At 41.9% G+C, this 12,808-nt stretch carries 9 protein-coding genes; 3 read left to right on the forward strand and 6 right to left on the reverse strand.

From position 1 onward, the window contains the following. Window positions 1-188: 188 nt before the first annotated feature. Both NMG48_RS18490 and NMG48_RS18495 read left to right on the forward strand, forming a co-directional pair. On the forward strand, window positions 189-1,055 hold the full coding sequence (locus NMG48_RS18490; RefSeq protein ID WP_271252900.1) for a hypothetical protein: 867 nt from the start codon (window positions 189-191) through the stop codon (window positions 1,053-1,055). 73 nt (window positions 1,056-1,128) lie between these two features. Further along, window positions 1,129-1,794, forward strand: a complete 666-nt coding sequence (locus tag NMG48_RS18495) for a DUF4033 domain-containing protein (protein ID WP_271252901.1) — start codon at window positions 1,129-1,131, stop codon at window positions 1,792-1,794. 18 nt (window positions 1,795-1,812) lie between these two features. Here the strand turns inward: NMG48_RS18495 and NMG48_RS18500 are convergent, their stop codons facing one another. Continuing rightward, on the reverse strand, window positions 1,813-2,376 hold the full coding sequence (locus NMG48_RS18500) for a cold shock domain-containing protein (RefSeq protein ID WP_271252902.1): 564 nt from the start codon (window positions 2,374-2,376) through the stop codon (window positions 1,813-1,815). Window positions 2,377-2,506: 130 nt separating this feature from the next. Next, on the reverse strand, window positions 2,507-4,378 hold the full coding sequence (gene ftsH3, locus NMG48_RS18505) for an ATP-dependent zinc metalloprotease FtsH3 (protein WP_169364166.1): 1,872 nt from the start codon (window positions 4,376-4,378) through the stop codon (window positions 2,507-2,509). Between the two features lie 215 nt (window positions 4,379-4,593). Between ftsH3 and pgeF the strand changes: the two genes are divergently transcribed. Further along, window positions 4,594-5,352, forward strand: a complete 759-nt coding sequence (gene pgeF / locus NMG48_RS18510) for a peptidoglycan editing factor PgeF (RefSeq protein WP_271252903.1) — start codon at window positions 4,594-4,596, stop codon at window positions 5,350-5,352. Between the two features lie 16 nt (window positions 5,353-5,368). Here the strand turns inward: pgeF and NMG48_RS18515 are convergent, their stop codons facing one another. The 4 genes from NMG48_RS18515 to NMG48_RS18530 form a co-directional block, all read right to left on the reverse strand. Next, on the reverse strand, window positions 5,369-8,581 hold the full coding sequence (locus NMG48_RS18515) for a low-complexity tail membrane protein (protein WP_271252904.1): 3,213 nt from the start codon (window positions 8,579-8,581) through the stop codon (window positions 5,369-5,371). A 63-nt stretch (window positions 8,582-8,644) separates the two neighbouring features. Further along, window positions 8,645-9,793, reverse strand: coding sequence for an ABC transporter substrate-binding protein (locus NMG48_RS18520; RefSeq protein ID WP_271252905.1), 1,149 nt, complete (start codon window positions 9,791-9,793; stop codon window positions 8,645-8,647). Window positions 9,794-9,860: 67 nt separating this feature from the next. After that, a complete protein-coding gene (locus tag NMG48_RS18525; protein WP_271252906.1) occupies window positions 9,861-11,015 on the reverse strand; it encodes an ABC transporter ATP-binding protein in 1,155 nt (384 codons plus the stop codon). Window positions 11,016-11,114: 99 nt separating this feature from the next. Then, window positions 11,115-12,713 carry a hypothetical protein gene (locus tag NMG48_RS18530; protein ID WP_271252907.1) on the reverse strand — a complete coding sequence of 533 codons (1,599 nt, stop codon included), beginning with the start codon at window positions 12,711-12,713 and terminating at the stop codon, window positions 11,115-11,117. Window positions 12,714-12,808 lie beyond the last annotated feature (95 nt).

Genomic DNA, 12,808 nt, shown 5'->3' on the forward strand with positions numbered 1-12,808 from the left:
TTTTGTTGTAAATATATACATTGAGGCTATTGGCTTTTGGCTACAATTAATATGTATTACTAAAAATTAAAGAATAGGAGATTTCTACCATCTCTAAGCGATCATTAAAAGCATCAGCAGCAGGTATCAAGCAAGCTAAAAAGCGGTTTGCTCAAAAAGGTTGGACTCAAGATTATCTTGCAGAGGAAGTGGGTGTCAAAACACGACAACCAATTTGGCGGTTTTTTGCAGGAAAGCCCGTTGATCGATACACATTTTTTGAAATTTGTGCAAGGCTAGACTTGAATTGGGAAGAGATTGTTGTCAAGGTGCTTTTAGAAGAAGAGGAACCTACTGATGACAAACTTGAAATCAATTCTCATGCTACTGATCTGGCTAGCATCTCTACAGTCTCTAGTATTCCTGTAGAAGTTGATAAACGACATTATGGACTGAATGAAAGTATCCACTATTATTGCGCTCAGCGATCTGCTGAAGTCTTAAAGAGAGATATTAAAGACTTGCGCTTGATTACTTGTAATTTAGACAGTGGGTGTTCTCTTGCTGCCATTCACAATGGTCAGATCATTGATACTGCTACTGGATTTACCCCTTTAGAAGGCTTGATGATTGACTATAGCTCTGGCTCAATTGATGCTAATGTCTTAAATGAGATGATGCGACAGGACAATGACACTAGTGAGCCATCAAAGCAAGAAGCAGACAAAGAATCAAGTTTAGTTACTACTTCTCCGAAATCTGATCATCCAAAATCCGTGGGATCTGCGATTGATACAGATAATTCTAGAGCAAAACAAGCCTTGGATATTTACCTTCATCGCTTACGATCTTGCCTTGGTTCTATGCTTATGAGTTTAGGTGGTATGGATGCGATCGTATTTACATCGGAATTAAGTGAGAACTCAGAGATCGTTCGCGAACTTATTTGTCAATCCTTGGGATTTCTGGGGTTAAAACTTGATTTAAAACAAAATCAAAACGATCCTGTAGATTTAGACATTGCCACAACTAATTCCAAAGTGCGCGTGTTGGTGATAAATCCCCAAGAGGTTTAAGAGGGGTTTAAGGGATTGCAAATTCAGTTAAAATCGTTATAGCAAACCTCAGTAGTCTGATTCAAAAGAATCTATGCCTTCTAAAGCCGTACAAACCATTGCCAAAGATCAATACAACGACAATTTTATAGATCGTCTGTTTATTGGGCTATTTTCTAGCAAGATGGCGAAAGCTCTAGGAAAAGGAACTAAAATCGAAGGCTATGCTGGTTTTGTTGATTTGTCAAAGCAAATTATGCAGGGACGGAATGCTCAAGAGCAGCAAATAATTGTCGCAAAAGTGTTGCAGTCTCTAGTTCCATCACCAGCACTCTGGGCAATTCGCACATTTTTCTCTCCCACAAAGTTGGTGTGCGTTCTTAATGCATGGTTTGCAGCACAAATGTTTGAGTGGTTGGTGGGACCTTGTGAAGTTGCTGAAGCGGAGATTGATTTGGCAGATGGAACTGTGCGATCGCAACCTTCGGCTGTCCATATCAAAAAATGTCGTTATCTCGTCGATAGTGGTTGCGTTGGCATGTGTGTCAATATGTGTAAAGTTCCTACTCAAACATTTTTTACAGAGGAATTTGGTATTCCCCTCACCATGACTCCTAACTTTGAGGATCTCAGTTGCAAAATGATTTTTGGTCAACTTCCTCCCGATCCTGAAGTAGATCCAGCCTATGAGCAATCATGTTTAGAGCATCAATGTCCAACAGCTAGTCTCGCCACAACTGCTTGTCCTAAACTAAGTTGATGATGATTTTGCTAACTTTTATCTTGGGGCTTTACTCCATCCACTCGCGATCGCCTCAGATTCTGTACAAAACCATTTCTCTCCCTTGCTTACATCAATGTTGGTTGTAGCATAATCTTCCATATTAGGTAGGTGATATAACTTGCTCCCTGTATTCACTGAAATATTGCCTTTAATATTGCAACCACGCACAAAGTTGGTTACCGAAGCAATTGAGCTAATTCCTAAACCAATCAAAAATATAATCGGTATTATCTTTTGCATAGCTGGATTATTTCCATTTATTCGTTTACCCATAGATTGCTGATTAGATACTTGACTAGAATTGCGCGATCTTTGATTTGATACTGTAGGTTGATTGATAACCCCTTTAATTGAGGCTTTAGAAGCGCGTATTTTTCCATTTGCTTCAGTAGTTTTTTCGTAAAAGATAGTATCTCCAATGATGGGACGACGACTTGCCCCTTTTAATACACTGATATGCAGGAAAACTTCTTTACTGCCATCATCAGGTTTAATAAATCCAAACCCTCTGTCGTCCTTCCAAGTTTTTAACTGCCCCTTATATGGAAAAGATTGCATAAAATATCGTTATTTGGTCTTTTTTTAGATTAGCCCAAAATGACAACTTAGATTTTAAAGAAAAAATATAAAAAAGCAGCCCTTACTTTAGTAAGGGCTGCTTTTTGTGGAAATAAGGTAGATCTATAAATTAAAGGGCAGCAGCCAACTTCAATTCGTTTGTTTCTAAAATTTGTTGAAGTTCTTCTGCATCAACGGTTTCACGCTCAACGAGATCCTTCGCAATCTTATCGAGAACGTGACGGTTATCAACGAGCAGTTGCTTAGCACGGCGATAAGCATCAGCTACGAGAATGCCAACTTCCTCATCAATAGTTGCCGCAGTTTCTTCAGAGAAGTCACGCTCAGCAGCAATGTCGCGACCGAGGAACATGTTGCCATTGGAACGACCAAGGGCAACGGGTCCAAGCTTCTCACTCATCCCAAAACGCATCACCATTTGACGAGCGATCGCAGCAACTTGTTGTAAATCACTGGATGCACCTGTGGTAACTTCTTCTTCACCGAAGACAATTTCTTCAGCGATGCGTCCACCAAGGGCAACTGCCATTTGGTTTTGCAAGTAGGCACGGCTTTGCATTCTTTCTTCCGTAGGCAAGAACCATGTCAAACCACCAGCACGACCGCGAGGAATGATTGTTACCTTTTGAATGGCATCATAGTCGGGCATCAAAGCTCCAACGAGGGCATGACCTGCTTCATGGTAAGCAACTAATTCTTTGCGCTTTTCGCTCATGACGCGATCTTTCTTTTCGGGACCCACCAAGACGCGATCGACAGCATCATTGATTTCGTCCATGGAGATTTCGGTCAAGTTGCGACGTGCTGCGAGAATAGCGGCTTCGTTCAACAGGTTAGACAGATCCGCACCTGTAAATCCGGGGGTACGACGGGCAATCTTTTCCAGATCAACGTCCTTAGATAGAGTCTTGCCGCGTGCATGGACTCCGAGAATTTCGAGGCGGCCTGCGAAGTCAGGACGATCAACAACAACTTGGCGATCAAAACGACCGGGACGTAGTAATGCTGCATCCAATACATCAGGACGGTTGGTTGCGGCAACGATGATGATGCCTGTGTTACCTTCAAAGCCATCCATTTCGGTGAGCAATTGGTTCAAGGTTTGTTCGCGTTCATCGTTACCACCACCGAGACCAGCGCCACGCTGACGGCCGACGGCATCAATTTCATCGATGAAGACGATACAAGGAGCATTGGCTTTAGCTTGCTCGAACAAGTCGCGTACACGGGATGCACCGACACCAACGAACATTTCTACGAATTCTGAACCAGAGATGCTGAAGAAAGGTACGCCAGCTTCACCAGCAACGGCACGGGCTAGTAGGGTTTTACCTGTTCCGGGAGGCCCAACGAGGAGTACTCCCTTGGGGATTTTTGCGCCGACAGCCGTAAAGCGATCGGGATTTTTGAGGAAGTCTACGACTTCGGTAAGTTCAAATTTGGCTTGCTCAATACCTGCAACATCGGTGAAGGTGACTTGGGTTTGAGGCTCCATCTGGACGCGGGCGCGGGACTTACCAAAGTTCATTGCTTGGTTGCCAGGACCTGCTTGGGCGCGACGTAGTAGGAAAAATAAGCCGACTAAAAGCAAAATTGGCAAAATCAAGCTGCTCAAGGTTTGAATCAATGCGCCATCGGTACGACGGGGAGCGACATCTAATTCAACATTGTTTTCTCTGAGGGTTTTGATGAATTCAGGGTCGTTAGGCAAGTTGACGCGAACTTTGCGCTTACCTTCAGGACCTCCTGGTACGGTTGCTTCGGCAAAGGTGCGATCGGGACTGAGGGTAACTCTAGAAACACCTGCGGGTTTCTTTCTAACTTCTTCGATCAGTTTGCTATAACGCCATTCCCCTTGAGTGGCGGGCTGACTATCGAGCAGCGTTGTCCCTAAGGTAATGACGACAATGCCAAGCAGTGCGTATAAACCAAAATTTTTCCACTTTTTATTATTATTGTCGTTTTTATTATTGCTTTTCACTACTACTGCTCCATCAATAGAGATGTTCTTAGTTGATTTTGCCAAGAACGAATGATTTTATTAACTAATCTTAACGCAAGCAGTCTAGAATCTGTCTAACTGACCTCAGAATCCCTCTTTAGATCGATCGCATTGTCTACTGATAGGGCTAGCGATCGCGCTAAATGAGCATCATTAAAACATCGTTAATTTTTGAACTTGTGAACTGAAAAACCATGAATGCAAATCAATGGCAATGGCGAGACGGCGTATTAACTTGTGAATTATTGTCTGACTGGCAACATGGTTTTTTTACGCGATCACACGCTCCTAAATTACCTAACGATCTCCATAATCATCTTGCTGAATCAGGTAAAGCCTATCGGGCTAAGCAAGTACATGGTAATCGCTTGATTCACGCTAATGAAATTGAAACTATTCCCGATTCCGTCTTGCCTGAGGCCGATGGCGTATGGGCAACCCCCGATCGCCACAATACTAATAGCAATCGCTCGGTATGGGTATGTACAGCTGATTGCGTACCTGTGTTAATCGGCGATCGCAAATTAGGCTCGGTCGCTGCCGTTCATGCAGGTTGGCGCGGCACGGCTTCGGGGATTGTGACCAAAGCGATCGCAACATTATGCGAACAAGGCAGCGAATTAAAGGATTTACGAGTTGCCCTTGGTCCCGCGATTTCTGGGCAGGTTTATCAGGTGTCACAGGAAGTTGCCCAGCAGGTGACAGCGACAATTAATCAATCAGTGGGTGTCCATCCCGATGAACATCCCGAACGAGTGAAGCTAGATTTGCGCCAAGTGCAAGTACAACAGCTTAAAGAATTGGGAATGCCCTCAGAAAATGTGGCGATCGCACCTTACTGCACATTGCAGCATGAGGAAATTTTCTTTTCCTATCGCCGATATTTTCTGAATAATCCTAATCCCCAACCAAGAGCGCCACAGGTGCAATGGTCAGGGATTGCGATCGCCTAATACCGAAGATCTCCCTCTATTCAGGATTATCAGATAATGGCTTTCTATTGAGAAGTGCTTCAAGATCAGCAAACTCATCTAGTACAGGATTAGACGCATTATCAGAATTACTCTCAAAGGTGATTTCTGGAGTTGATTCAGTATTAGTCTTGTTTACCTTGTCAGCATTATTTAGTTCTTCGAGCTTAGCTAAAAACTTATCCACAAGAAACTCTTGTACTAGATACTTAGGATCTTTATGTTCTGGGTTGTTTTCTGGTGTGGTTTCCTGCGAATCTTCCGCGATCGCTTCTGTTGTCTCAAGTGTTGCTGGAGATTCAATCGATTCAGGAATAGCTGTTTCCAAAATCTCCTCAGCGATTAAGACTTCTTCGGCGATCTCGGTTGCTTGCTCTGATACTGAGGAGATTTCAATAATATCCTCAACTTCTTGAATTTCATTATCAGCGTCTTCACTAGAGTCGCCTAGATATTCTTGCAGGATATTCTCTACATAGACATTGAAGGCAATTAGCTCATCCAATTCCTCATCAAAATCCGAGGATGCATTCTCTGGAATTTCTACTTGCTCAATTGTTAGCTCCGCTTGCACATCTGTTTCAGTTTCTAGAACTAGTGCATTAGTTGGTTCTTCTACAATCTCTTCTAGTTCTAGATTAGTATCAGCAATATCAAATCTAGACTCCACAGATTCTTCAGCAACAATGTCAGTGACTTCTAACTCATCATCTTCCACACTAGCTTCTACCTGCTCAGTATCAGTTTCGTTGGTAGTAATGGTCTTTGCTGATTTACCAAACCCATAATTTTTCTGTGAGAAACCCTTTTTTCGAGACTTTCTAAATAGGTCTATAGACTTTTTTGATTTTTGAGATTTTGCCTCCGTAGCTAAATCAGTCTCAGCAGAATCATTGATTTCGTTCTCTGTAATCGCATCATCAACTATCTCAAGCGCATCAATCTGTCCCTCATCAGATTCACCAATTTCGTCAAGCTCTGAATTTACAGGATCATCAGCAAAATCTATAATCTCCTCGCTTTCAGATTCTTGACTAGGCTCATTAAGCTCTAGATCATTAGTTTCTTCAGAAATCTGATCTCCTATGCTTTGTGTATCTAGCAGATTAGCGTTAATTTCTAGGTTTGTCCCAATTGCACTTTCGGTAGAAACATCGTCAGACAATTCAGGAAGAAAATCTCTAATCTCATTGATTGCCAACTCTTCAGTATTTTCAACTGAGCCATCTGTAGCAAAATCAACAGGCTCGAAATCTATTGCATGATCAGATTCCTCAGTAATCTCATTGATAGATGATTCTTCAACAATTTCCGAGGTTTCTGCATTAGGTTCATCAGTAAAGGCGATCGCCTCAATCTCAGGCTCCACAATTTCTAATTCTGAATCTAAAGAATCAGTGATCTCTTCATGGGTATCTTCATCAAAATTATCAGATGCTAATTCTTTAGTGATATCTGCGAATGGGTTATCCAGATTTACATCAATTTCTGCATCTGTGGAATCTGATGATTCATCAATTTCTAGTTCAGCAGCAGTATTAGTATCAGGTAAATTTAAAATATCTTCAGTAAAATCGTTAGCAGTTTCTTGAGTGTCTAACTTTATATCAGAGATATCAGAGCTAGTATCAAAAGTATCTTCTACAACCTCATGAGATTCAAAATTTTGGACATCTTCAGTAATGTCTAGAATTGACTCAGCTTCAGGTTCGTTAAACTCTTCTTGTCCAACCTCTGCGGCAGAAGACTCTATAAAATCATCACTGTCCGCATCTTCAGATGTTTCTAATTCAGACTCGGTAACTACTTCATTAATATCTGAAGTTTCAATAGTATCTAAAGTATCTTCATTAATCTCTAATTCTTCAGATGCTTCTGTAAGCTCCTCAACGAGGTTATTGGCAACTTCTTGAGATGCAAAAGTTTCTGGTAATTCCTCTAAACTTAAATCAGCATCATTATCAATAACTTCTGAAATTACCTCGCTCTCATCTACAGATTCGTTAGCAGATTCATTAAATTCTGAGGTTGCCTCCAATTGATCTATAGATTCATCGTTTACTAATTCTTCTGGCGCTTCATCAACAATTACTTCGGCTACTTCTTCTTCAGGGTCATCATGAAAATCTGCAACTACTTCAGAGTCAACTTGTACAGGTTCTTCAATCGTTACAGCAAGATTTACTTCAGCCTCTGTGGTTACTTCTACAAGAGCATCGACTTCAAATTCTGCGATATTTGATTCTTCCTGAACTGCGATCGCATCATCTTCAGCTAGCAATTCCTCAGAGATTTCTAAGCTTGACTCAGAGATGGAGTCCTCTTGAATCTCTTCTTCTGGGGTAATCTCAACTTCTTCAGAAACTATTTCTCCAGTTACTTCTTCCGTGAAGTTATTAACCTCAAAACCTTCTTCCACAGATTCAACAACTTCTGGGCTTGGTTCAGTTACAGATTCTTCAGCAGCATCACTAATTTCTGCATCTTGAGATTCCTCTATGACATCTTGAGTTTGTTTAGATTCTGATTCTTGAGGCGCATCTTTTTCCTCAATAGTTTCAGAAATTGGTGCTTCTTCAAAAAACTTTAATAGCTGAGGTACTTGCCAGCCGATATTAGTAAAGTTATTTTTGATTTTCTCAACTGCAAAGGGTTGCAAACTAGTTATTTCTGACTCTGCCGTGAGCTTAATTCGTAGAGCCGAAACCCCTGATTGCAATAAAACGTTACTTAATAAAAAGAAAATCTCAGCCCAGATAATCCCAAATAAACGCAGTCCCGCAGGAAATGGCGCGATCGCTTGAGCTAGTGGTGCAGCTATGTAGAGCTTACAAAAAATCGCACTCATCACAAAGGCAACTGCGATCGCCAGCCAGCCTGTAACATACCAACCATTGCGTTGTTGCTTAACTAGAGTCAGTATACGGCGTTCATCTTCGCTCAAGCTCTCGGATGGCTTCACTAAAACCCAGAGGCTAAAAGGTGAAAAAGGTTGTTGCCACTGTAGCCACACAACTGCGGCGATCGCAGGAAATCCCAGCAAAGATATCTCTAACCATGTGGGAAATACAGGATCGCCCACTGCTAAACCTGCCATGCTTAGCGCCAATAACCACGGCACACCCGCAAGAAAAGCGATATTTCCCCAAATAAATGGATGGTTACTGATGGAGGTATTGCCACTTAAGGCACTGGGATTTGGTGATGTCATAGGGCATTCAGAAATAATTTATATTTTTTAAACTTTTGAGATGCGTCTCCTGTACCTAGTTTTTTATCCTAAACCAGTAGTTAAACGAGTCCAAAAACCTTCATAAATCTGCAACACTTCAGGATCAAGTTTGGTAATGCGATCGCTTCTGGCAATCATACTTTCTGTCGGTTCTAAAGCTTTAATTGCCTTAAGATCATCAGGAATCATTGATTTTGCATACTTATTAGTTGTTCCAAAACTATTAGCATCACTGATTTTTGCGGCAATTTCGGGCTTCATTACATAATTGAGCCAAGCATGAGCACCTTCGATATTGGATGCACCTCTAGGAATTGCCATCGTATCTGTCCAAATTGATGTCCCACTACTTGGCAAAATATACTTAATATTCGGATCTTGTCTTGCTAAGCCAATAGCGTCACCCGAAAATGCCATGCACATCATCAAATCCCCTGAAGCTAAGGGATCTCTCCAAGCATCGGTAGTGAAATTGGCGATCGCAGGCATTAGCTCCCGTAATTTCTGAAAAGCTTGCTCAATACTTTCTTTTTCTTTGGTGTTGTAAGAGTTACCCAGAGTATGTAACGCCATTCCTAGAACTTCACGATAATCATTAACTAAGCTAATTCGCAGCTTACTTTTGTGTTCCCATAGGTAACTCCAATCGGTTGGTTCTTCTCCAATGATCGAGTTAACCGCCTTGACATTATAGGCAAGCCCTGTCGTCCCTAAACTGACGGGAATGCTAAACACTGCGCCGCGATCATGGGGCAATTCCAGATATTTACTAGCAATATTACTGATATTGGGTAATAACTTTTTGTTGAGGGGGGCAAGCAGCTTGAGATCCCGCATTTGTGTCACCATATAATCACTAGGATAAATGACGCTATAGCCCGATCTCCCACCCGATGCTTCTAGCTTGGCTAACATCACCTCATTGGAGTCATAGGCATCACCCACAACTTTAATGCCAGTCTCTTTGGTAAACCCCTCTAAAACTTCTTGGTTATTAATATAAGTAGACCAACCATAAATATATAAAGTTTGTTTGTCTTGGGTAACTGGACGTACTACCTCTTCTTTATCAGATTCTGTCCCCTGTGGCTTTTGAATAAAAATGTTGCAGGCAGAGAGGGTTGATGCTCCAGCAAGAGCCGATGTGACATAGGCAGTTTGTCTAAGAAATTTACGCCGAGAGATACTCATATATTCTTAATAATTGTTAAATTGCTCATTTTGAATGTTGCTTTGAATACGCAGCATTTTCCAAAATTTAGGTTGCAACAGTAGTCTTGGGAAGAGCAACACAATCTTCAGGCATCCATGAGACATAGACTTGACTGTTAAAGGGAGGAGTCTTTTCCCCTTGGTGGTTAGAGCGTACGAGCATTACTCTAACTGGCGGTACATTTTCGCTTGCATGGAGATCAACTACAAATTGGGAATGATCGCCCAAATAAAGCACATTGTTGAGAATGCCGCGATAGGTGTTGTAGGGCTGGTTGGGATATTCGGTAGATAGCTTAATTTTTTCAGGGCGGACACTTACAACAGCTTCAGGTATGGGCAGCCAGTTTCTAGGCTTAGCAGCAACAATCGCTAAACCAGTGGACGATCGCAACTCCACAAAAGCCCCATCCTGTTCGATTACCCGACATTCAAATAAATTGGTTTCGCCGACAAAATCAGCAACAAAGGCTGAGGATGGGCGATCATAAACCTCCGCAGGTGTGCCGATCTGCTCGATCCTGCCTTGATTCATCACCGCAATTCTAGAAGAAATTGCAAGGGCTTCACCTTGGTCGTGAGTCACCATGATGAAGGAAATACCTAAGTCATACTGCAAGTTTGATAATTCCACCTGCATTTCCTTACGCAGCTTAAAGTCTAGGGCTGCCAAGGGTTCATCTAGCAAAATTACCTTGGGGCGATTAACTAAGGCTCTTGCCAGTGCCACCCGTTGTTGTTGACCGCCTGAGATTTGACTAGGATAGCGATCGCTTAAATGATCAAGGCGCACTTGCTTGAGCGCATCCTTTACCCTCTGCTGTATTTCCGACTTTGCCACCCGTTTGACTGATAAGCCAAAGGCAACATTATCAAAAATAGTCATATGCCCAAATAGAGCATAGCTTTGAAATACCGTATTTACAGGCCGTTGATAGGCAGGAATATAGGTCATTGGATTGCCTTGAATCAGCACTTCCCCTGCTGATGGCTCCTCAAACCCTGCAACTAACCTGAGTAACGTTGTCTTACCACAACCTGATGGACCGAGAATACTAAAAAGTTCGCCTCTCTGAACTTGCAGATCGACACCTTGGACAACGGTATTTGTACCGAACATTTTAAAAACTCGTTGGAGTTCAACATCGGGAACTGTACCTGTGGAAGTGGCGAACTGTTTAGCAGTGGTTGACTGTGCCATGTTGTAATGCTCAAACGTCTACTAATCTGTAATCAAACATTTTGTGTAATCAAACATTTTGTTTTCATTACACCTGCAATAAAAACAAAACTCAAGTCACTAAGTCTCTCGCATTTTAGCGCGTTGTAGCTGATAAATGAGTTGTAATGCCAAGGCAATTATTACGAAAATTTGTCCTCCGAAGGCAAGAATGATATCAGAAAGTTTGATATTTGCGACCACAAACCAAGGGAATCCAAAAAACAACCAGACTCCTGCATGGCGTTCAGGGGTGATCGACAGACTGAGCATGATCAAAACTGGGAGAAAAATTAATGCGGAAACAGTACCTGTAGCCCATGCTGAAGGGTTACGATTTTTGAGAAATAAAATTAATTGGGTAACTAGGGAAAGCAACAGGATAGAGAGCGCAAAGGATGCGATCACAATCAATGCTTTGCCACGAATATCTCCACTATTCCATGAATTTACCCAAATCAAAATTGGTAATTGGGTAATTAAGAGATTAATAGCGATCGCGATCGGGGCAGGGCTTTTATCTGACCAAATAAGATCCCGCAAAATATAGCCAAATCCTGATGGATGCTCCTCGGTAGTAGATAATGCCCCAAATCTGACCCAGTCTAGTAAAGCCTGTCTTTGAGGTGTGAGAGCTGTAATCGCCGCTAGAAACACTAAGAAATTAGCAATATAAATAAATAGCATCAGCAAAAATAGGAATTCTCCATACAATCCCTTGTCTGTAAATCCCGACTGTACGCAAAAGCCCAACATTAAGATTTCTAGATATAGGGTTACTAGATAGCTTTGTCCTTTGCTGATGATGGTTGCCGTGGGGTTGTGAAAGCGTCTTTCTAAAATGCGCCAGATCGCCAAGCTCAAGATGCCTAAATTCACAACTGTAAAAATATGTGAAGTCCAAATATTAGAAGTAATTGGTAAGTACCACCATTCGGCTTGGATTGCATTGATGCGTCCACCTACTAAAACCTTGCTAAAGTTGCTCCATGCAGTGAAGATATTCCACCACATAAATGCAGGCACAATCCAGACGAAAGTAACAAACGAAAAAACTAAGGCTCCTGCGGTTACTTGTCCACCAAATTTGGCTTGCCAACCACTCAGTAAAGCTAGCAAAATTGCCCCACTAAACAAGAGAAAGGCAGTGGCTATGAGTAATATGTAAAAACTTAATAAAAAGATGATCGGGACATTGCCGCCGATCGCTGCTGCCATGTGATACGGAATAATTAAACCAATGCCAATATAGGCAAGCAATGGTACACCCATGATTTTGCCCATGAGAATACTGATACTTGATCGCGGACTAATCCGAATAAAGTTGAGAGTGCCTTTATAGTCTTCAAGGGAAAGATCGGAGACGAGACTATAGACTCCCGCTAAAAATAAAATGAATGGTTCGGTCCAAGTAATAAGTCGAAATTGCTCTAACCACCAGTCTTGCCAAGAGGTTGCACAGCCAAATCCACGTATCTGCACATAGCAATCTTCGCTAGGTATCCGTTGGCTATAGAACAAAATTAACAGGAGTTGAAATAGCAGAGATAGCCCGATCGCTACCATGAGATTGCGTAACTTGAGCTTGCCACGAATCTCCCGCAATAGTTGCGGATTCCAATTACCGATACGATCAAGCCAAGCTCCTGATTCTGGCGCGTTCATTGGAGAATTGTTCATAGGTTATTTTAGGCGATCGCCCATCGATCGGGCACGATTAGATTTTATGATATAGCTACAAAATAGTGATAAAAGTCCAAATAATTAAAAGAATT

Source organism: Pseudanabaena sp. Chao 1811 (genome assembly GCF_027942295.1).
Taxonomy (GTDB): Bacteria; Cyanobacteriota; Cyanobacteriia; order Pseudanabaenales; family Pseudanabaenaceae; genus Pseudanabaena.

Excerpts from the sequence above, each read along its gene's own strand:
- NMG48_RS18495 (WP_271252901.1), top strand. The coding sequence starts at position 1,129 with ATGCCTTCTAAAGCCGTACAAACCATTGCCAAAGATCAATACAACGAC.
- NMG48_RS18500 (WP_271252902.1), bottom strand. The coding sequence starts at position 2,376 with ATGCAATCTTTTCCATATAAGGGGCAGTTAAAAACTTGGAAGGACGAC.
- pgeF (WP_271252903.1), top strand. The coding sequence starts at position 4,594 with ATGAATGCAAATCAATGGCAATGGCGAGACGGCGTATTAACTTGTGAA.
- NMG48_RS18515 (WP_271252904.1), bottom strand. The coding sequence starts at position 8,581 with ATGACATCACCAAATCCCAGTGCCTTAAGTGGCAATACCTCCATCAGT.
- NMG48_RS18520 (WP_271252905.1), bottom strand. The coding sequence starts at position 9,793 with ATGAGTATCTCTCGGCGTAAATTTCTTAGACAAACTGCCTATGTCACA.
- NMG48_RS18525 (WP_271252906.1), bottom strand. The coding sequence starts at position 11,015 with ATGGCACAGTCAACCACTGCTAAACAGTTCGCCACTTCCACAGGTACA.
- NMG48_RS18530 (WP_271252907.1), bottom strand. The coding sequence starts at position 12,713 with ATGAACAATTCTCCAATGAACGCGCCAGAATCAGGAGCTTGGCTTGAT.